The 18,525-nt window shown below is 61.0% G+C and carries 19 protein-coding genes and 1 tRNA gene; 10 read left to right on the top strand and 10 right to left on the bottom strand.

Features of this window, described 5'->3' with window-relative positions; translation table 11 throughout:
* Positions 1 to 3: 3 nt before the first annotated feature.
* From acs to ACP15N_RS00030, 6 genes are all read right to left on the bottom strand, one after another.
* Positions 4 to 1,989, bottom strand: coding sequence for an acetate--CoA ligase (gene acs / locus ACP15N_RS00005; RefSeq protein WP_425090164.1), 1,986 nt, complete (start codon positions 1,987 to 1,989; stop codon positions 4 to 6).
* Between the two features lie 139 nt (positions 1,990 to 2,128).
* On the bottom strand, positions 2,129 to 2,884 hold the full coding sequence (locus ACP15N_RS00010; protein WP_425090165.1) for an ABC transporter ATP-binding protein: 756 nt from the start codon (positions 2,882 to 2,884) through the stop codon (positions 2,129 to 2,131).
* A gap of 10 nt (positions 2,885 to 2,894) precedes the next feature.
* Positions 2,895 to 3,650, bottom strand: a complete 756-nt coding sequence (locus tag ACP15N_RS00015) for an ABC transporter ATP-binding protein (RefSeq protein WP_425090166.1) — start codon at positions 3,648 to 3,650, stop codon at positions 2,895 to 2,897.
* Between the two features lie 12 nt (positions 3,651 to 3,662).
* Positions 3,663 to 4,871: a branched-chain amino acid ABC transporter permease gene (locus tag ACP15N_RS00020; RefSeq protein WP_425090167.1), complete on the bottom strand. Its 1,209-nt coding sequence runs from the start codon at positions 4,869 to 4,871 to the stop codon at positions 3,663 to 3,665.
* A gap of 3 nt (positions 4,872 to 4,874) precedes the next feature.
* The gene (locus ACP15N_RS00025) at positions 4,875 to 5,906 is read right to left on the bottom strand and encodes a branched-chain amino acid ABC transporter permease (RefSeq protein WP_425090168.1); all 1,032 of its coding nucleotides are present in this window, start codon (positions 5,904 to 5,906) and stop codon (positions 4,875 to 4,877) included.
* A 117-nt stretch (positions 5,907 to 6,023) separates the two neighbouring features.
* Positions 6,024 to 7,412, bottom strand: coding sequence for a substrate-binding protein (locus ACP15N_RS00030; protein ID WP_425090169.1), 1,389 nt, complete (start codon positions 7,410 to 7,412; stop codon positions 6,024 to 6,026).
* Between the two features lie 217 nt (positions 7,413 to 7,629).
* Between ACP15N_RS00030 and ACP15N_RS00035 the strand changes: the two genes are divergently transcribed.
* The 5 genes from ACP15N_RS00035 (at position 7,630) to ACP15N_RS00055 (ending at position 13,571) form a co-directional block, all read left to right on the top strand.
* Positions 7,630 to 8,919, top strand: coding sequence for a short-chain fatty acyl-CoA regulator family protein (locus ACP15N_RS00035; protein WP_425090170.1), 1,290 nt, complete (start codon positions 7,630 to 7,632; stop codon positions 8,917 to 8,919).
* A gap of 117 nt (positions 8,920 to 9,036) precedes the next feature.
* Positions 9,037 to 9,402, top strand: coding sequence for a response regulator transcription factor (locus ACP15N_RS00040; RefSeq protein ID WP_425090171.1), 366 nt, complete (start codon positions 9,037 to 9,039; stop codon positions 9,400 to 9,402).
* 4 nt (positions 9,403 to 9,406) lie between these two features.
* Positions 9,407 to 9,709 carry a hypothetical protein gene (locus tag ACP15N_RS00045; protein ID WP_425090172.1) on the top strand — a complete coding sequence of 101 codons (303 nt, stop codon included), beginning with the start codon at positions 9,407 to 9,409 and terminating at the stop codon, positions 9,707 to 9,709.
* The gene (locus ACP15N_RS00050; RefSeq protein WP_425090173.1) at positions 9,709 to 12,399 is read left to right on the top strand and encodes an ATP-binding protein; all 2,691 of its coding nucleotides are present in this window, start codon (positions 9,709 to 9,711) and stop codon (positions 12,397 to 12,399) included. Before ACP15N_RS00045 ends, ACP15N_RS00050 begins: the two co-directional genes overlap by 1 nt.
* Positions 12,400 to 12,485: 86 nt before the next feature.
* Positions 12,486 to 13,571 (top strand): FliM/FliN family flagellar motor switch protein, encoded by a 1,086-nt coding sequence (locus tag ACP15N_RS00055; protein WP_425090174.1) that lies wholly within the window; start codon positions 12,486 to 12,488, stop codon positions 13,569 to 13,571.
* Positions 13,572 to 13,574: 3 nt separating this feature from the next.
* Here ACP15N_RS00055 and ACP15N_RS00060 read toward each other — a convergent pair whose 3' ends face one another.
* Positions 13,575 to 14,003 carry a TIGR01244 family sulfur transferase gene (locus ACP15N_RS00060; RefSeq protein WP_425090175.1) on the bottom strand — a complete coding sequence of 143 codons (429 nt, stop codon included), beginning with the start codon at positions 14,001 to 14,003 and terminating at the stop codon, positions 13,575 to 13,577.
* 131 nt (positions 14,004 to 14,134) lie between these two features.
* Between ACP15N_RS00060 and ACP15N_RS00065 the strand changes: the two genes are divergently transcribed.
* Both ACP15N_RS00065 and ACP15N_RS00070 read left to right on the top strand, forming a co-directional pair.
* Positions 14,135 to 14,455: a TraR/DksA family transcriptional regulator gene (locus ACP15N_RS00065; RefSeq protein WP_425090176.1), complete on the top strand. Its 321-nt coding sequence runs from the start codon at positions 14,135 to 14,137 to the stop codon at positions 14,453 to 14,455.
* A gap of 48 nt (positions 14,456 to 14,503) precedes the next feature.
* Positions 14,504 to 14,731, top strand: a complete 228-nt coding sequence (locus ACP15N_RS00070) for a hypothetical protein (protein WP_425090177.1) — start codon at positions 14,504 to 14,506, stop codon at positions 14,729 to 14,731.
* A gap of 45 nt (positions 14,732 to 14,776) precedes the next feature.
* On the opposite strand, the gene ACP15N_RS00075 is transcribed toward ACP15N_RS00070, so the two are convergent.
* The gene (locus tag ACP15N_RS00075) at positions 14,777 to 14,992 is read right to left on the bottom strand and encodes a hypothetical protein (protein ID WP_425090178.1); all 216 of its coding nucleotides are present in this window, start codon (positions 14,990 to 14,992) and stop codon (positions 14,777 to 14,779) included.
* A gap of 147 nt (positions 14,993 to 15,139) precedes the next feature.
* Between ACP15N_RS00075 and ACP15N_RS00080 the strand changes: the two genes are divergently transcribed.
* Positions 15,140 to 15,424, top strand: a complete 285-nt coding sequence (locus tag ACP15N_RS00080) for a DUF2312 domain-containing protein (RefSeq protein ID WP_425090179.1) — start codon at positions 15,140 to 15,142, stop codon at positions 15,422 to 15,424.
* Here the strand turns inward: ACP15N_RS00080 and ACP15N_RS00085 are convergent, their stop codons facing one another.
* Complete coding sequence (locus ACP15N_RS00085) at positions 15,425 to 16,300, bottom strand: hypothetical protein (RefSeq protein ID WP_425090180.1); 876 nt, start codon at positions 16,298 to 16,300, stop codon at positions 15,425 to 15,427.
* A gap of 157 nt (positions 16,301 to 16,457) precedes the next feature.
* Here ACP15N_RS00085 and ACP15N_RS00090 point away from each other — a divergent pair.
* Positions 16,458 to 16,533 (top strand) — tRNA-Thr (locus tag ACP15N_RS00090).
* Between the two features lie 21 nt (positions 16,534 to 16,554).
* Here the strand turns inward: ACP15N_RS00090 and ACP15N_RS00095 are convergent.
* On the bottom strand, positions 16,555 to 17,430 hold the full coding sequence (locus tag ACP15N_RS00095) for a 3-keto-5-aminohexanoate cleavage protein (protein WP_425090181.1): 876 nt from the start codon (positions 17,428 to 17,430) through the stop codon (positions 16,555 to 16,557).
* Between the two features lie 199 nt (positions 17,431 to 17,629).
* Between ACP15N_RS00095 and ACP15N_RS00100 the strand changes: the two genes are divergently transcribed.
* The gene (locus ACP15N_RS00100) at positions 17,630 to 18,523 is read left to right on the top strand and encodes a metal ABC transporter substrate-binding protein (protein WP_425090182.1); all 894 of its coding nucleotides are present in this window, start codon (positions 17,630 to 17,632) and stop codon (positions 18,521 to 18,523) included.
* Positions 18,524 to 18,525 lie beyond the last annotated feature (2 nt).

Raw genomic sequence — 18,525 nt, forward strand, 5'->3', positions numbered from 1 at the left:
CCCTCAGTCCTTTTTGTTCATTCTGTTGTTGATGAGGTCGTCGACGACGGATGGGTCTGCGAGGGTTGATGTGTCTCCGAGGGCGCCGAAGTCGTCTTCGGCGATCTTGCGCAGGATGCGGCGCATGATCTTGCCGGAGCGGGTTTTCGGCAGGCCGGGGGCCCATTGGATGAGGTCCGGGGCGGCGATGGGACCGATCTCGGTGCGGACCCAGGTGCGCAGCTCCTTGCGGAGCTCCTCCGAGGGTTCCTCGCCGTTCATCAGGGTCACGTAGCAGTAGATGCCCTGGCCCTTGATGTCATGCGGGTAGCCGACCACGGCGGCTTCGGCCACCTTGGCATGCGCCACCAACGCGGATTCCACTTCGGCGGTGCCCATCCGGTGGCCCGAGACGTTGATCACGTCATCGACCCGGCCGGTGATCCAGTAATAGCCATCCGCGTCGCGGCGGCAGCCATCGCCCGAGAAGTAATACCCCTTGTAGTCAGAGAAGTAGGTCTTCACGAAGCGCTCGTGATCGCCGTAGACCGTGCGCATCTGGCCCGGCCAGCTGTCCTTGAGGCAGAGCACGCCCTCGGCCGTCGTCTCGTGGATCTCCTCGCCCGAATGGGGGTCCAGGACCACCGGCTGGACGCCGAAGAACGGGGTCGTGGCCGAGCCGGGCTTGAGCGCCGTGGCGCCCGGCAGCGGGGTCAGCAGGTGGCCGCCGGTCTCGGTCTGCCACCAGGTGTCGACGATCGGGCATTTGCCCTTGCCGACGAGGTCATTGTACCAGTTCCAGGCCTCGGGGTTGATCGGCTCGCCGACCGTGCCCAGCACCCTGAGCGTGCTCAGGTCGCACTTCTCGACGAACTCCGGCCCTTTGGCCATCAGCGCGCGGATCGCGGTGGGGGCGGTGTAGAACTGGGTGACCTTGTGCTTGTCGCACACTTCCCAGAACCGGCTGGCATCGGGGTAGGTCGGCACGCCCTCGAACATCACCGTGGTGCCGCCATTGGCCAGCGGCCCGTAGACGATGTAGCTGTGGCCCGTGACCCAGCCCACATCCGCCGTGCACCAGTAGATGTCGCCCTCATGCACGTCGAAGACGTATTTCTGGGTCATCGCCGCATAGAGCAGGTACCCGCCCGAGGAATGCACGACGCCCTTGGGCTGGCCGGTGGAGCCGGAGGTGTAAAGGATGAACAATGGGTGTTCGGCCTCGACCTCGACCGGGCGCTGGACCTCGTCCGCCTCCAGCATCAGCTCGTTATAGTCGAAATCGCGCCCGTCGACCCAGGTGGTCTGCCCGCCGGTGCGCTTGACCACCAGCATCTTGACGTCGTCCTTGGTGTGCAGCAGGGCGGCATCCGCGTTGGACTTGAGCGGGGTCTGACGGCCGCCGCGCGGGGCGTAGTCGGCGGTGATCACCAGCTTGGCATCCGCGCCATTGATGCGCGCGGCCAGCGCGTCCGGCGAGAAGCCCGCGAACACGATCGAGTGGATCGCGCCGATGCGCGCGCAGGCCAGCATCGCATAGGCCGCCTCGGGGATCATCGGGAGATACAGGATCACCCGGTCGCCCTTGCGCACGCCGAGGTCTTCCAGAACGTTGGCCATCTTGCAGACCGAGCGGTGCAGCGCGGTGTAGGTGATGTGCTGCGCGGGCTCTTCGGGATCGTCGGGCTCGAAGATGATCGCGGTCTGGTCGCCGCGGGTCGCCAGGTGCCGGTCAATGCAGTTGGCCGCCACATTCAGCGTGCCATCCTCGAACCAGCGCACATGCACGTCGTCATGCGCAAAGGACGTGTCCTTCACCTTCGTATAGGGCTTGATCCAGTCCAGAGAGCGCCCATGCTCGCCCCAGAACCCCTCCGGATCCGAAACCGAAGCCGCATACATCTCAGCATAACGATCCGCATCAATATGCGCGGTTTTTACGAATTCTGGGCTTGGCGGATAAACGTTTTCGTCGGCATCCAGCATGATGTCCTCCCTGGGTCTGGCCATGGTCTGGCGATGCGCGATTTTGCGCCGTGCGGGTGGATCGCATCAAGGGGTAGGGTGACGCGGAGGCGGTTCTCAGCGTCATTCTTTGGTCGTAAATGCGCCCGCAGCACGGGCGCAGTGTTTTGTTGCTGACGGCGTGTCAGATCGCGAGGTACTCCGCGCGAAGCTCAGCGTTTTCAAGTACTTCCGCCGCGGTGCCGTCGAAGACAATCGACCCGGTATCCAGAATGACCGCGCGATCGGCCAGTTGCAAGGCGCGGACCGCGTTCTGCTCGACCAGGATCGTGGTCATGCCCTGTTCCTTGATAACGCGCAGCGTTTTCTCGATCTCGTCCACGATTACGGGGGCAAGCCCCTCGTAGGGTTCATCAAGCAGCAGCACCTTGATATCGCGCGCCAGCGCCCGGGCAATGGACAGCATCTGCTGTTCGCCCCCCGACAGGGTGACCCCCTCCTGCTTGCGACGCTCGCCCAGGCGCGGAAAGAGGCTGTATAGTCTGTCCAGGGACCATCCAATTGGCGGCGCGATCTGGGCCAGTTGGAGGTTTTCTTCCACCGTCAGTCCGGGAATGATGCGCCTGTCCTCGGGAACAAGGCCAAGGCCGACCGTGCTGGCCTCGTGGCTTTTCATGCTGTGCAAGGGCTGGTGGTCCAGCCAGATCTCGCCGTGGTTTACCTGCGGATCGTCAAGCCGGGCAATGGCCCGCAAGGTTGTCGTCTTGCCGGCACCATTGCGGCCCAAGAGCGCGAGGATCTCGCCCTCGTGGACATTGAAGTTGATACCTTGCACGATGTAGCTTTCGCCGTAGTAGGCGTGCATATCCCAGACCGACAGAAACGCCGGGGCGGTCTCGGCCTTGTTGCCTTGCTTTGAGAAATCGGGACGAACGTTCATTTCATACCCCTTAATGCGTTTCCCCGAGATACGCTTCGCGCACCTTGGGATGGCCTTTGATGTTTTCGGGCAGGTCTTCGACCAGCGGCGTGCCTTGGGCGAGTACCGTGATCCGGTCCGCAAGCGAGAAGACCACGTGCATGTCGTGTTCGATGATGCAGATGGTGATGTCGCGCTCTGTCTTGATCTCCTTGAGCAGATCGATCGTGTTGTTGGTATCGGCGCGCGCCATCCCGGCGGTCGGTTCGTCCAACAGTAGCATGCGCGGCTCCTGCACGAGACACATCGCCATTTCCAGACGCCGCTTGTCGCCGCGCGACATGGCCGCTGCGTGCATGTCACGTTTGTCCAGCATGTTGACATCGCGCAGAATGCCTTCGGCTTTCTCGAAGATGTCGCGCTGGCTGCGCACGGCACTGATCGCGTTCAATTCGAATGCACCGTCACGCTTGGCAAAACACGGGATCAAAACGTTCTCCATGACGGTCAGGTCGGCGAAGATTTCCGGTGTCTGGAACACGCGGCTTATGCCCATCTGACAGATTTCGTGCGGTTTGCGGCCCAGCACGCTTTGACCGTCGAACATCACCGAGCCGGTGTCGGGGATCAGCTTGCCGACGAGGCAGTTCAGCAAGGTCGACTTGCCTGCCCCGTTCGGGCCGATGATCGCGTGAACGGTGTTTTCCTGCACGCTGAGGTTGACGTCCGACAGGGCCTTGAGCCCGCCGAAATTCTTGCCCACACCTTTGACTTCAAGGATACCCATATCTCTGTCTCCTTATTCCGCGGGTGTGGAGGAGGGTTTCGTTTTCCCCTCGTCAGTCTTGGATTTCTTCCCGCGCCCGAACAGGCGCGCGATGCGCTGTCCGCCTTCGACCAGACCGCCGGGCAGGAAAATCACGACCATCATGAACATCAGGCCGAGGGTCAGGTGCCATCCCTTTCCGATGAAAGGATAGATGATGGCGACCACGAAATCCTCCAGGCCGTCGGGCATCCAGTAGAACCACTCGTGCAGGATGGTCGAGTTGATCTTGGAGATGATGTTTTCCATGTACTTGATCATCCCGGCGCCAAGCACAGGGCCGATAAGTGTGCCCGCACCGCCGAGGATGGTCATCAGCACGACCTCACCGCTGGCCGTCCAGAACATCCGCTCCGGGCCAACCTGCGTGTCCATCGCCACCATCAGACCGCCGGCCAGACCGGCATACATCCCCGAAATCACGAATGCGGCAAGTGTGTAGGGTTTGGAGTTCAGACCTGTGTAGTTCAGACGGTTCTGGTTGGACTTGATAGCGCGCAGCATCATCCCGAACGGCGACCGGAAGATACGGATTGCGATGTAGAAGCTGATGAGCATCACGATCGCCGCAAGATAGTAGCCCGCATTGAAGGTGAAGAGCCAGTTTCCGACGTTCAATTCAAAGCTCGAACTCATCTCGAGACCAAAGAAGTTTGCGCGCGGAGTCGCCCCTTCTGCCAAGGCACCGTCGAGAATGCGCGGGTCTGCAACCTTGGGCTGCAAGCCCGTTTCCCCGCCCGTGAGTGGTGTCAGGACAGAGTAGGCCAGCGCGAACGACATTTGCGCGAAGGCCAGCGTCAGGATCGAAAAGTAAATGCCTGTCCTGCGCAACGAGATCCACCCGACGACAACAGCGAACACGCCGGCGATCACAACCGCCATGAAGATTGCGGGAATGACGTTCATCGTCAGCAGCTTCATCATCCAGATCGCGGCGTAGGAGCCGACACCCAGGAAGGCCGCGTGCCCGAAGGACAGGTACCCGGTCAGGCCGAACAGAATGTTGAAGCCGATGGCAAAGATGCCGAAGATCACAAAGCGCTGCATCAGATCGGGATAGCCTGCATTGAACTGGGCAAGCTCGGAGCCCTCGGGGAAGGGATTCAGGATGAAGGGCGCGAGCATCGTAAGCCCGGCCACGATCAGCAAAAGGCGGGTGTCTTTAGCGTCCAGTCCGAACATGGCTTAGTCCTCCATCACGCCTTTGCGGCCCATCAGGCCCCTCGGGCGCGTGAGCAGAATGATAATCGCGACCAGATAGATGATGATCTGGTTGATGCCGGGCAGCGTCTCCAGGACGACAGCCATCGAGGCGAAGCTTTCAAGGATGCCAAGAAGGAACCCGGCCAGAACCGCGCCAGCCAGAGAGCCCATGCCACCCACAACCACCACGACGAAGCTGAGGACCAGAAAGTCCATCCCCATGTGGTAGTTCGGCGCATTGATCGGTCCGTACATGACGCCCGCCAGACCCGCGACCACCGCGGCGATCGCGAACATCACCGTGAACCGCTTGTCGATATCGATACCCAGAAGGCCCACGGTCTCACGGTCGGCCATGCCCGCGCGGACGACCATCCCGAAGGTGGTGAACTGAAGGAAGGCGAACACGGCCGCGATGATCACCATGGCGAATGCGAAGTAGACCAGACGCCAGTAGGGGTAGATGATGGTGTTCGGGTCAAACCCGAGCATGGCGCCAAAATCGAAGCTGCCTGCGAAGGCATCCGGGGCAGGTGTGGGGATCGGGTTCGCGCCGAAGAAATACTTGATGATTTCCTGAAGTACGATCGCAAGACCAAAGGTTACCAGGATCTGATCGGCATGGGGACGCTTGTAGAAGTGCTTGATGAGCCCGCGTTCCATTCCGTAGCCGACCGCAACCATGATCGGGATCGAGAACAGGATCGCAAGCGGGACCGACCAGTCGATGATGGCATTGCCTGCCGCCTCGCCGAACAGGTCATACATGTACGGGACATCCACCTTGAGCGGGTTGCCAAGAAAGTCCGTACGCGTTGGGTCAACAACCTCGTGACTGAGGGTCAGAACCCGGTTCAACGTGACAGCACAAAACGCGCCGAGCATGAACAAGGCGCCATGCGCGAAGTTCACCACGCCGAGCGTGCCGAAAATCAGCGTAAGTCCTAGCGCGATGAGCGCGTAAGCCGAGCCCTTGTCGAGCCCGTTCAGAATTTGAAGGAGTATTGCGTCCATGGTCCCCACCTGAGACTTGTGCGGAAACCCCGGGTCGCGCAGGTCTGATGCTGAGCAGTCGGTCCGGGGCGAAAAGTCGGCCGCGAGGATGCGCGGCCGACCATCGGTCTGTTTGGGTTATGCGCCCGGGTTGCAGGTGCCCAGATCGCCGCCGAAGATCGACGCGTCATACGTGACCTGCGACACCGGCGTGACTTCGACCACTTCCAGAAGGTCGAATTCGGATGTCGGGTTCTCTTTCCCGCGCACAACCAGAACGTCCTTGAAGCACTGGTGGTCTTCGCCGCGATAAAGCGTCCGCCCGTTGCCCAGACCATCGAACTCGAAGTCCTTGAGAGCTTCGCCAACAGCGCAGGGGTTGAACGACCCGGCGCGGTTAACGGCGTCTGCGTACAGCATCATTTGGCAGTACACGGTATGCGCGGCCTGGCTCGGCGGGAAGCCGTACTTTTCGCCAAACGAGCGCACGAATGCTGCCGAAGCGGCATCTGGGGCAACCTCGACACCGGCCGGTGTCGTGAAGCCCTGGGCCAGCGACCAGTGCCAGTTGGTTGAACCGAAGATCCCTTTCACGGCCTCGCCGGCACCGCTCGCCATCAGGCGGGAGTACAGCGGAACGATGATCTCGAAGTTCTTGTCGTTCACCAGCTTGTCACGCAGGCCGAACTGGACGGCGTTGGTGAGCGAGTTCACCATGTTCCCGCCGTAATGGTTCAGAACCAGCACGTCCGCCCCGGACTGCAGAACCGGCGCGATGTAGGAGCTGAAGTCGGTTTGTGTCAATGGCGTTTTCACGGCGTTGACGGTTTCCCAGCCCATCGCCTCTGTCGAGGTGCGCACGGCTTCTTCGGTCGTGTAACCCCAGTTGTAGTCTGCGGTCAGGTGATACGCCTTGCGGTCAGTGCCGTAGGCGTTTGCCAGAACAGGCGCGAGTGCCGCGCCGGACATGTAGGAGTTGAAGAAGTGGCGGAAGCCGTTGGCCTTCTTGTCCTTGCCGGTCGTGTCGTTGGAGTGCGTCAGACCCGCCATGAAGATGACGCCTGCTTCCTGGCAGAGCGCCTGGACGGCCACGGCCACGCCGGAGGATGAGCCACCCGTGATCATCACGGCGCCGTCTTTTTCGATCATCGACCGTGCGGATGCGCGGGCAACGTCTGATGTCGTGGCGGTGTCACCGGTGACATACTCGACCTTCTTGCCCAGGATGCCGGTTCCGTCCAGCGTTTTGGAGCTGAACGTGTTGATCATGCCGCCATCGCCGCCACCGTTCAGGTGCTCAGCCGCCAGGGTCAGCGCGCGCAACTGGTCCGCCCCTTCGTCAGCATAGGCCTTGGTCTGCGGTACGTTGAAACCGATGGTAACCGTGTCGCCCTGCGGGGCGTTGGTGAAGCCCGTGTGGCCATCTGCCCAGACCTGAGACGTGAAGATCGTAGGTACAGCAAGACCGGCACCAGCGGCGGCACCTGTCTTCAACACACCCCGACGGGAAATGTCGGATTTAGACATTGAAGTCCTCCCAATGTTTTTGAAGTGACCTCGGGCTCCTCTTCCCAAGGCTCACGCACCTAAGCGTTCCAGTATCAGGCACTCATTTACACCTCAGCGCAACAAGCTCCTTTTGTTAAACGATTTATTTGTAAATAAGTGGACTGTGCAGGTGCAGTATGTGTAAAGTTATTCTCAACCTGACGCAGAAAAATGCCTTTAACAAAGGAAAAATGCCGTGCCCAAGTCTGCTTTGACCGGATCGCGCATCCGCGAACGCCGCCAGTCGCTCAAGATCAAACAGGCAGAGCTTGCTGCGCAGGTTGAAATCTCCCCCTCCTATCTCAACCTGATCGAGCATAACCGGCGCAGAATCGGGGGGAAGGTCCTGCTTGATATTGCGCGAGCCTTGAAGATCGAAGCTACGGCGCTGACCGAAGGCGCGGAAGAAACGCTGCTGGAAGGGTTGCGGGATGCGGTTGCGGCATCGCGCAGGTCAACCGCGGAGTTGGACAGGTTGGAAGAGTTTGTCGCGCGGTTCCCGGGGTGGGCGCAACTGATCGCTGCGCAGCGGCGGCGGATCGTGACCCAGAACCGTACAATCGAAGCGCTGAACGATCGCCTGACGCACGACCCGTTCCTGGCCGAGGCCATGCACGAGTTGTTGTCCAACGTCACGGCCATTCGTTCGACGGCCTCCATCCTTGCGCAGACCCCCGAAATCGAAGACGCGTGGCGCGACCGGTTTCATCGCAACCTGTTCGAAGAAAGTGATCGCCTTGCCGAAGGCAGTCAGTCCCTGGTGTCCTATTTTGACAAGCAGGCGACAGAGCGCGCGGGGTTTGCAACACCACTTGAAGCGCTGGAGTCGCTGCTTGAGGAAAGACGGCATCACCTCGCCGAGTTGGAGGCGGGTGGGGTCGAGGCCATTCCCGATCTGATCGCGTCCGTCCCGCAACTCGGCACGCCGCAGGCCCGCGCTCTGGCGCAAAGCTACTTTCAAACCTATGCACGCGACGCCGGTCAACTGCCTGCGAAGGCCTTGGCCGACGAGGCCGCGCACCAGCGTGATCCGGCGCAACTTGCCCGCAAGTTCGATGTGCCCTTACCACAACTGATGCATCGACTGGCATGTCTTCCGCGCGACGTTCTGGGATGGGATGTCGGATTGGTTGTCGCCGACACCTCGGGGAGCCTTTTGTATCGCAAGGGGGTGGACGGCTTTCCCGTGCCGCGCTTCGGTGCCGCGTGTACGCTCTGGCCGGTCTACAGAGCACTGGCGCGCCCGACGGTGCCGGTTTTCGAGACGGTGGAGACGCCACCCGGGCGCAGGTTCTCGATCTATGCCTATGCCGAAGCGTACGGATCTCCGGACTTCACCGCGCCGACGGTCATGCGGTCCTACATGCTGGTGATGCCGGACCGAGAGGGCGATCAACAAACCGTACGCGAAATTGGCACGACGTGTCGCATCTGTCCCCGCGACGGGTGCATCGCCCGCAGGGAGCCGTCGATCCTGGCAGGCTGACTCCCGTGATGTCTTCAAATGTTGCCGCAAAACCGGGCGGTTCTGCCTTTGACACTGCCCAAGGATCGCGCGATACACGAACCCTATAATAATCGCCAGACGGAGGAGGGACCGCTCATGGCGAAGAAGGTTCTGCTCATAGAGGATGAACCCAACATCATCGAAGCGATCAAGTTCATCCTGTCGCGGGAGGGATGGGATGTTCAGGCGCATTCTGATGGAGCAACCGCGCTGGACGCCATCGCGCGCACCAAGCCTGATGCACTCGTTCTGGATGTGATGCTGCCCAACCGGAGCGGTTTCGAGATTCTGCGCGACCTGCGCGCCGAGCCTGATACCCACGGCCTGCCGGTGTTGATGCTGACGGCAAAGGGGCAGAAACGCGATCGCGAACTCGCCGAGAGTTATGGCGTGACGCACTTCATGACGAAGCCGTTTTCCAACCAGGAAGTGTTGGAGCGCCTCCGCGAGCTGACGGGGTAGGGCGATGGCGCGCGGGCGGCCTCCGATCTTTCTGCAACCTGAACCCTACAGGCGTCGGCGCCTGATCGACGCGGCCCGCCTGCTGCCCGTGTTCGGTACTTTTCTGGTGATCGTCCCCTGCTTGCTTCTGCCGCTTGGGTTGGCGGGCACCACCGGGTCGATGATGATCTACCTGTTCCTGGTCTGGACACTTCTGATCGTCTTTGCAGCGCTCATCACACGGTACATCAAAAAAACCGAGATACGCGAGGCGGCGCGACCATCGGACCCGCTTGCCGACTACACACCGTTCGAGGGGGACACCTGATGCTGTCGCTCAACGTCCTTGTCGCGGTATCGCTGGTATATGTGATCGTTCTGTTCTCGGTCGCCTATGTTGCGGAGCGACGCGCCGCGCTTGGCAAGGCGGGCTGGCTGCGGGCACCGATGATCTACACGCTCAGCCTTTCGGTCTATTGCACCGCCTGGACATTTTACGGCGCTGTTGGATATGCAGCCCGGTCGGGGCTCGAGTTCGTCACGATCTATCTCGGCCCGACGCTTATCTTCATCGGCTGGTGGTGGCTGCTGCGCAAGCTGGTGCGGATCGGACGATCGCAACGAATTACCTCTATCGCGGATCTCATTTCGTCGCGTTACGGAAAATCCAACGGCCTCGCGGTGCTCGTCACCGTCATGGCAGTTCTTGCATCCACGCCGTACATCGCGCTGCAACTTCAGTCCGTGGCGCTGTCGTTTTCGGTTTTCGGACCCGCCGAAGGAGCGCTCGACGTCATGGTCGATCAACGAACATCGGCAATGTGGGTGGCCATCGGTCTGGCCGTTTTCACCGTTCTGTTCGGGACGCGAAACCTTGATGCGAATGAACGGCACCATGGCGTGGTCATGGCGATTGCGGTGGAGGCTGTCGTGAAACTCGTTGCCCTGCTGGCCGTGGGCGTGTTCGTGGTCTGGGGTATGGCGGGGGGAATTGGCCCGATGCTCGACAAGATCGACCAAAGCCAGGTCACCGCGTGGCAGGTCGATGGATCACGTTGGGTCGGGTTGATTTTTGTCTCGGCCGCGGCCGTGATCACCCTGCCGCGCATGTTTCAGGTGCTTGTCGTCGAAAATGCCGATGAAAAGCACCTGAGTACGGCGAGCTGGGCCTTTCCGACGTACCTGCTGCTCATGAGTCTCTTCGTGATCCCCATCGCGGTGATGGGGTTGGAACGTATGCCTGCGGGCACCAACCCGGACCTGTTCGTCCTGACCTTGCCGCTGGCCGAGAACCAGAACGCCCTTGCTGCGCTGGCCTTTCTGGGGGGCTTTTCCTCGGCGACGTCAATGGTGATCGTTGCGGCCATCGCGCTGTCGACCATGGTCTCCAACCACATCATCATGCCGATCTGGTTGAGTTTTCAGGATGGCGGCAAGGCGGCTGTGTCCGGAGATGTCCGGCGTGCCATGCTGGTATCGCGGCGGGTGTCGATCGCAGCGGTTCTGACATTGGGCTACGGATACTATGCGCTGTCTTCCGGGTCCGAAGCGCTCGCGGCCATCGGTTTGATCTCGTTCGTCGGGGCGGCGCAGGTGTTGCCGGCGTTGATCGGGGGCATCTTCTGGCGCGGTGCGACCCGCCGTGGTGCTGCGGCAGGACTTGTCGCGGGATTGCTTGTCTGGGCTTACACGCTTTATCTACCAAGTTTCGGGACGGATGGGCCGTTTTCCGCGGCATTCATCGAGGCGGGCCCGGCCGGTATTGCGGCGCTTCGTCCGCAGGCCTTGCTGGGTCTTGTCGGTCTCGACCCGCTTGTCCATGCCCTGCTTTGGTCGATGGTTCTGAACACCGGAGCTTTCCTTGCGGTTTCCCTCATGACGTTTCCCTCCCCGATGGAGCGGCTTCAGGGCGCACAGTTCGTGAACATCTTCGAGCACTCCAATGCACCGCGCAGCTGGACCGGCGGCATGGCCGAAGCGGAGGACCTGCTGGTCATGGCGCAGCGTATCCTCGGCCCAGAAGAGGCGCAGGCGCTGTTTGTTTCGGCAGCACAGGAGCAAGGCAAAACAGGATACCTGCCGGAGCCCACACCCGAATTTCTATCGCGGCTCGAACGCGAACTCGCCGGGTCGGTCGGCGGTGCCACGGCCTATGCGATGATTGCCCAGATAAATGGGGGGGCCAGCATGTCCGTGCGGGACCTCATGGCCGTCGCTGACGAGACTGCACAGATGATGGAATACTCCAGCCAGCTGGAGGCCAAGTCCAACGAACTCGAAGCGATCGCGGGGCAGCTGCGCGACGCCAACGAAAAGCTGACCGAGCTGTCGATCCAGAAGGATGCCTTTCTCAGCCAGATCAGTCACGAGTTGCGCACGCCGATGACCTCCATCCGGTCGTTCTCGGAGATCCTGATGGAAGGGTCCCTGAGTACCGACGAACGGCGCAAGTATTCGTCGATCATCCATGGCGAGAGCATTCGGCTGACGCGGCTCCTGGATGACTTGCTGGACCTCAGCGTGCTCGAAAACGGGCAGGTGACGCTCAACCCCCAAGAAGACACGCTCGAAGCGCTGCTGGATCGGGCAATCTCGGCGACGGCGGCCACCGAACAGGCGCGCCCGATCGAAATCGAGCGCGACCGGCCCTCCGAAGGTATTTCACTTTATACCGACACGGACCGGCTGGTTCAGGTGTTCATCAACATCATTGCGAATTCGATCAAGTATTGCGATGCCGAGGCACCAAGGCTGAGGATTGCCGTGTCCGCCAGCGGTGACGACGTGTGGCTCGACTTCATTGACAATGGCAGCGGGATTTCCGCCCGCAGTGAAACGGTGATTTTCGAGAAGTTTGCAAGGATCGATGACCAGTCCAAAGCCGGCGGCGCGGGTCTGGGCCTTGCGATCTGTCGCGAGATCATGGCCAAGCTGAATGGATCAATCAGCTATCTGCGCGGGCAGGGCGGGGCGGCATTCCGTGTCACGTTGCCGGTCAAACTGTCCAAGGCCGCCTGATTTCATTCAAGGAAACCCTTCGTTAACGGCTTGCGGCGCAGTGTTGCGCGGCGTGACCAGCGTGTATGTGGCCAGAAGGGACAGTGATGGCGGGGTCGGATCAATCGAGTTTGCTGCGGCGCAAGATGGGCAGGCAACCTGCGCCCGCAGCGCCCAAGGGCGGTGTTCTGCCAGAGGTTGCCGTGATGCGCGCTGCCGCGCGGGGGGCCTATACGGCATCCGGGCTCAAGGTGGCGATGCTCGAAAGTTCCGTGCACGAATTCGACGGGATCACCCCGCTGACGGAGGCGATGGCCGAGGCGATGCTGGTGGTGCCGTTCACCGCTCCCGACGGTGCGGAAGGCTACGTCGCGCTCAGTCAGGACTTTGCGCAGTCCCTGATCGAAAAGGCGACAACGGGCAAGCTGGCACGACAACCCGTTGAACCGCGGCGCGCAAGTTCCATCGACCTGTTGCTCTGCCGCGATTTTCTGGGGCGATTTCTGGAAACATGGCGCGAGATCTCTCAGGGAACGGATCTGCTCGACTGGCTGGAGGGGTACGAACAGCAAGATCGCGCCGTTGACGTGGATCTGATGACACTCAATTCACGGGACGCGCCATACCGGATGTTTCGGGTGAAGGTTCAACTGGACGAGCAGCGCGACGCCGAGATCATGGCGGCGTTCCCGTCCGAACGCCATGCCACAAGGCAGGTGGAGGCGACCACCCCGACCGACCCCGGAACCGATTGGGGGGAGGTGTGGCGCGATGCAGTTCTGGACACGCATGCGGCCCTTGACGCGGTGCTGGTCCGCACGCCGGTGCCGCTCAAGGAAGTCAAGTCTTGGCAGGCGGGCGACATCCTCGATATTCCCAGCGCCGCGCTCGGCGCTGTCACACTTGGTCGACGCGGTGGAGCGGTGGTGGCCACGGCGCGTTTGGGGCAGGCGCAGGGCCACCGTGCATTGCGGCTGAATGCGCTGACAAAGGGCGGTAGCGGCGGCGCGGCGCTGCCCGCTGACCAGACAAGTGCACCGTCGCCGTCTTCTGAACCCACCGGGCCGCAGTTCGACGCAAATCCGCCCGCGTTGGCAGCGCAGGAAAGCGGCGTCGCCACGGCTCCGAATCCGGCCGCAGGGGCCAAGCCGCCCGAAGCCCCCGACGCGGCAGCGCACGACGTGCTGCCCTGAGGGCTACTTCTGGGCCGCGAGCATGTCGATCTGAGCACGCAACCCGTCGAGATTGTAGCCGGCAGAGGCCAAGGTGGTCATAATCTGCTCAGTCGGAAGCGTGCCGGCCTGTGTCATTGCCCACAAGATAGCCGACCGTGTGCCGGACGCGCAGTAAGCCAGCGTCTTGCCTTCTGACTGATCCATCAGTTCCGCTTGACGCGCGATGTGGTCCATTGTGAAGCCGCCACCGACCACGGGGTTCTCCGCAAAAGCAAGTCCGGCAGCGGTCGCCGCCGCGCGCAAAACATCGGCTTGCAGTTCGACTGGGTTTTCGGTGTCGGGTCGGTTGCAGATGATCGTCGTGAAGCCTGCGGCCTTGAACCCCGGCAGATCCTCCGGTGCGATTTGGGGAGCGACGGCATGGTCTGCGCCGAGCGGGTGGTAGGGCATGGCATTCCTCTTGGTGGTTGGTACGGCAGAGCTCTCAACCGTCGCTTTAGTGTCACCGTTGACCTGTATCAATGCATTGACGGTCCATTGCAGACTAGACTCAAGTCGAATGGGCCGGGAGGGGTAATCCGATGCAATTCCAAGACCGCGAGGACCAGCTCAAAACCCGCAGAACAGAACTTCTTGCGCGGTTGAAGGGGATCGACACCGAACTTGAGTCGCACCAGTCTCGCGATTGGGAAGAGTTGGCGGTAGAACGAGAGTCCGACGAAGTGCTGGAGCATCTTGGCGAAGCCGGACTGAAGGAAGTGCGATTGATCGATATGGCGCTCGATCGCATGAAAGACGGCAGCTACGGGATCTGCACGCAGTGCGGTGAGCGGATTTCTGCCGAAAGACTGAATATTCTGCCTTTTACAGGGGCTTGCAGGACTTGTGCCGGGGCTGGGTGACCCCACCTGTATGACAAGGCCCCCCGATATTCCGATAGGGAGCGAACAATGACCACCGACCAAGCTTTGAACAAAGTCTTTTCCCTGCTCGATCGCGTGCAGGCCGACCCTGCCAGCGGTATGGCGTGTCAGGCCGAACTTTCTCGTGCGGTGGCGCAGTTAGAGCAGGCCGAGGTCAGCGTACCGCCGGCACTGCACGACCTGTGCGCCAAGCTTGCCGCCGAGCGCCGTGCCTTCGAGCAGCAGGAAGCAGATTTCGACAATATGCCGATCTGACCAACCAGCACCCTCGGTGTATCAATGGCCGAGGCGAAGTCCGGATCAGGTCAGAAACACGCCGACAACGACGAGCATCAGGCCAAGCCCCGACAGGGCAAGTGCGGCAAGGTTCAATGTGACCGCTTTCTGAAGGCGCGCCTTGAGAGCGGCATCGTCTTTTTCTTGGCGCCGGGCGCGGGTGACCATCACGATGCATGCAACGAGGCCAATCAGCCCAAGCACGGTCAGAACGGTGCCGGCCGGAACGAGAAACTGCATTCTTTTCTCCGTCGAAATCTGGTCATGCGCGTAGCCCGTCGGGGGCCGGAGCGCAAGCTGTGGTGCGCACACCCACCCCTTGTCGCCGCATGCGCAACCGGATAGGCGATAGCCAAACACACGACATCCACTTCAAGGAGCGGCCCCATGGACACCCCCCTTTCCGCCAGTTCTGAACCCGCAGAGTCCACCCCCGACAGCTACCGGGTCACGGCCGGCGAATTGCGTCAGTTCATCGAACGGTTCGAACGGCTCGACCAGGAAAAGAAAGACCTCGCCGAGCAGCAGAAAGAGGTCATGGCCGAGGCAAAGGCGCGCGGCTACGACACCAAGGTGATGCGCAAACTGGTGGCCCTGCGCAAGCGTGACCCCAACGACATCTCTGAAGAAGAGGCCGTTCTGGAACTCTACAAGGAAGCGCTCGGCATGTGATCAGGGCTGAAGGAACGTTACGCCAGGCAATTCTGCGAGCTTTTCCATGTCCGTCTCATAGGCTTCGGTCAAAACCTCGATCCGATCCTGGGTCCAGTCAGGCAGATCGAAGCTCTCCTCCATCGCGTCCTCGCTGGAGTACTTGTCCAGAAACGCGATGGTGGCCCATCGCCGCTGCGCGGTAGCAAGATCCGGGCGGGCTTGCAGATACTCGTGCAAACGCGCCAGTCCCTCGGGTTTCATGATCGACCGCAGGTGCACATCGCTGCGTTCCAGCTGCGTCGTGCTGTCCACTCCGGCAACCGCTGCCATGACCTCGGGCCAGATCAGCGGGCTGTCTTCCGTGCACCAGACCGTGATCTGACAGTCCGGAACGGCTTCCGCGAGGGCGGCCACGGTGTCGCTCCAGCAGACCTTTTCAAGCGCGATGCTGCCCAGATACTCTTCGAAGCTGCCCTGTTTGCGACGCAGGAACAACGCCGGCACAAAGGCGGCGGGGTTTCGCACAGCCATGAAGAAGGACACTTGCTGGCTGGGGAACACATTCCGTAACCATACGGATTTATGTGCTATTTTCGCGTAGAGTGCGCCTTCGTCAAATACCCGCTGGGGTACGCAGATGAAATTTTCACTCGACATTACAAGCCGTCGACCATTCATGCCCTTCAGAATGAGCTCCAGAATGGCTTCTTCTTCGTCCGGGTCTGCGCTTTCCCCGCGCAGTTTGCGCACGGCATCGCCGATCACGGGGCGATACGCCTCTCCGGCGGGAACGATCGTGCCTTCGCGTGCCAGATACCCAGCGTTGTGGCGCAGGCAGTTGAGAAGAAGATCAGCTTCGGTGTTGTGCGCACCGACGTGAAAGGCGATTTCCATGAAGGACCTGTTGTGTTCTGCTCGCTCTTATCATTGGCACGGGTTGCCGCTGAGTTAAAAGTTGGAATTTATCTCAATCTTGATTGCCGGAAATTCTGGCGGTGGTGCACAGCAGGGGTTGCCAGTCTGTCACAGCTTGGCTAGTCAATGCGCGGATGCCCCTATAGCTCAGCTGGTAGAGCAACTGATTTGTAATCAGTAGGTCCGCGGTTCGAGTCCGTGTGGGGGCACCATAATCTCGCAAAAACAATAAACTATGGGGCGAGGTTCGCGCGAATATCGGCTGCGGTCGCCAGTGTTCCGCCGCATGTTTCAATGGCGGTGGTCGCCATCTCCACCCATTTTGCGTTGCTCTGGGAAGACCCGAAAGGCGCATCTTCGAGGCCGACGCGAACGTGCCCCGCGCGTTCGATGGCGTTTGGGATCAGAGGCAGGATATCAACGTGGAGGCCGGCGATCATCCACGGTGCGTCTGGCGCGACGTCGCTCAGCAGGTGGTGATAGGCGGCAAGTGCGTAAGCGGTGGGTGGAAATCCGAAAGTGAACCCTTCGGAAAACATAAACCTGTAGATCGGAGTGGGCAGTCCCGGGCGTTCATTCGCCTGGGCTGCGCCAAGACGCAAGAAGCCAGGCTCATAGATTGCGTAGCTGGGGTGGATGCTGAATTCTACAGCTTTATCAAGGCCATAGGTCAGGCCTTCCTCTGGGTTTCGGTAAAGGAAACCGGGTGTTTGCGCGGCGATCTGGTCATAGCGGGTGAATTGCGTGGAACCGGGATCGATCACGGCCCATTCGATCAGTCCCGCCTCCGCCAAGGCAACCATCACTTCGAACCGGGTTGCGGGGGACATCGGGCGCGGCGCGTCGGGGCTGCCCGAGAGCGGTAGCGTGGGGTAAACGATCACGTCCGCTACGGCGCGAATCCCTTCAATAACAGCGCGGTAGGCGTTGAAGTTCTCATACTGACGGCCGGTCTCAGGATCATAGACATGGCAATGCACGACCGACGCACCGGCCCGTGCGCAGGCTATGCCCTCAGCGATCAACTCATCAACCGTCGTGGGCATCAGCGGTTGCAGGTCGCGGGACCACGGACCGTTGAGAGCAACTTCGAGGATCGTGCTGTTCATTGGCGTTCGGCCCGGTTTTGTACGTTTTGCAGCAGTTCCCAGAACCGCGTTTTACATTTTGTAGCAGAACTTTCAGCGGTTCGACGAGCGCCCGGATGCACCTTTTGCGAACCGTTCGCAATTAATCGCTTTACTTTCTTGCGAACCATTCTCATATCCTCAACATCTGCAATTGGCCCCGCAGGGAGACAGAGACGATATGCTCAGGACACTTCTCGCGGCAACGGCTTTGACCGCAGCTTTCGCGGGCGCGGCTTTGGCCGATGACCGGTTCAAGGCGGTCACGACGTTCACCGTGATCGCGGACATGGCCCAGAACGTCGCCGGGGATGCGGCGGAGGTGGTTTCGATAACGAAACCGGGGGCCGAGATACACGGCTATCAACCGACGCCGCGCGATCTGCTGAAAGCGCAGGATGCCGATCTGATCCTGTGGAACGGCTTGAACCTGGAGCTGTGGTTCGAGCAGTTCTTCGGCAATCTGCGCGATGTGCCGGCCGCGACACTGACAGAGGGGATCGACCCGGTCTCGATCGCCACGGGCAGCTATGAGGGCAAGCCCAATCCGCACGCCTGGATGTCGCTGGATAACGCGCTGATCTACGTCGACAACATCCGCGACGCGTTCATCGAGCACGACCCCGACAATGCCGAGACGTATCGCGCCAATGCCGAAGTCTACAAGGCGCAGATCACGGACACGATCGCGCCGTTGCGCGCGCGCGTGCAACAGGTGCCTGCCGCGCAGCGCTGGCTGGTCAGTTGCGAGGGCGCGTTCAGCTACCTGGCCCGCGATTTCGGGATGCAGGAATTGTACCTCTGGCCAATGAACGCGGACGAAACCGGCACGCCGCAACAGGTGCGCAAGGTGATCGACGGCGTGCGTGAAAACAACATCCCGGCGGTCTTCTGCGAAAGCACCGTGAACAACGATCCGGCCCATCAGGTCGCGCGGGAAACCGGCGCGGAGTTTGGCGGCGTCCTGTACGTGGACAGCCTGACGGAGGCGGACGGGCCGGTGCCGACCTATCTGGACCTGCTGCGGGTCACGTCCGAAACCCTTGCAACAGGGCTGAGCCCAACGGTGAATTGACC

This window comes from Tropicimonas sp. S265A, assembly GCF_049800835.1.
GTDB lineage: Bacteria > Pseudomonadota > Alphaproteobacteria > Rhodobacterales > Rhodobacteraceae > Dinoroseobacter.

What these genes read in the sequence shown, in the direction of transcription:
- acs (WP_425090164.1), bottom strand. Translation starts at nt 1,989, where the DNA reads ATGGCCAGACCCAGGGAGGACATCATGCTGGATGCCGACGAAAACGTT.
- ACP15N_RS00070 (WP_425090177.1), top strand. Translation starts at nt 14,504, where the DNA reads ATGACCACCGACCAAGCTTTGAACAAAGTCTTTTCCCTGCTCGATCGC.
- ACP15N_RS00050 (WP_425090173.1), top strand. Translation starts at nt 9,709, where the DNA reads ATGCTGTCGCTCAACGTCCTTGTCGCGGTATCGCTGGTATATGTGATC.
- ACP15N_RS00075 (WP_425090178.1), bottom strand. Translation starts at nt 14,992, where the DNA reads ATGCAGTTTCTCGTTCCGGCCGGCACCGTTCTGACCGTGCTTGGGCTG.
- ACP15N_RS00010 (WP_425090165.1), bottom strand. Translation starts at nt 2,884, where the DNA reads ATGAACGTTCGTCCCGATTTCTCAAAGCAAGGCAACAAGGCCGAGACC.
- ACP15N_RS00095 (WP_425090181.1), bottom strand. Translation starts at nt 17,430, where the DNA reads ATGAACAGCACGATCCTCGAAGTTGCTCTCAACGGTCCGTGGTCCCGC.
- ACP15N_RS00025 (WP_425090168.1), bottom strand. Translation starts at nt 5,906, where the DNA reads ATGGACGCAATACTCCTTCAAATTCTGAACGGGCTCGACAAGGGCTCG.
- ACP15N_RS00020 (WP_425090167.1), bottom strand. Translation starts at nt 4,871, where the DNA reads ATGTTCGGACTGGACGCTAAAGACACCCGCCTTTTGCTGATCGTGGCC.
- ACP15N_RS00080 (WP_425090179.1), top strand. Translation starts at nt 15,140, where the DNA reads ATGGACACCCCCCTTTCCGCCAGTTCTGAACCCGCAGAGTCCACCCCC.
- ACP15N_RS00045 (WP_425090172.1), top strand. Translation starts at nt 9,407, where the DNA reads ATGGCGCGCGGGCGGCCTCCGATCTTTCTGCAACCTGAACCCTACAGG.
- ACP15N_RS00055 (WP_425090174.1), top strand. Translation starts at nt 12,486, where the DNA reads ATGGCGGGGTCGGATCAATCGAGTTTGCTGCGGCGCAAGATGGGCAGG.
- ACP15N_RS00040 (WP_425090171.1), top strand. Translation starts at nt 9,037, where the DNA reads ATGGCGAAGAAGGTTCTGCTCATAGAGGATGAACCCAACATCATCGAA.
- ACP15N_RS00100 (WP_425090182.1), top strand. Translation starts at nt 17,630, where the DNA reads ATGCTCAGGACACTTCTCGCGGCAACGGCTTTGACCGCAGCTTTCGCG.
- ACP15N_RS00065 (WP_425090176.1), top strand. Translation starts at nt 14,135, where the DNA reads ATGCAATTCCAAGACCGCGAGGACCAGCTCAAAACCCGCAGAACAGAA.
- ACP15N_RS00085 (WP_425090180.1), bottom strand. Translation starts at nt 16,300, where the DNA reads ATGGAAATCGCCTTTCACGTCGGTGCGCACAACACCGAAGCTGATCTT.
- ACP15N_RS00030 (WP_425090169.1), bottom strand. Translation starts at nt 7,412, where the DNA reads ATGTCTAAATCCGACATTTCCCGTCGGGGTGTGTTGAAGACAGGTGCC.
- ACP15N_RS00060 (WP_425090175.1), bottom strand. Translation starts at nt 14,003, where the DNA reads ATGCCCTACCACCCGCTCGGCGCAGACCATGCCGTCGCTCCCCAAATC.
- ACP15N_RS00015 (WP_425090166.1), bottom strand. Translation starts at nt 3,650, where the DNA reads ATGGGTATCCTTGAAGTCAAAGGTGTGGGCAAGAATTTCGGCGGGCTC.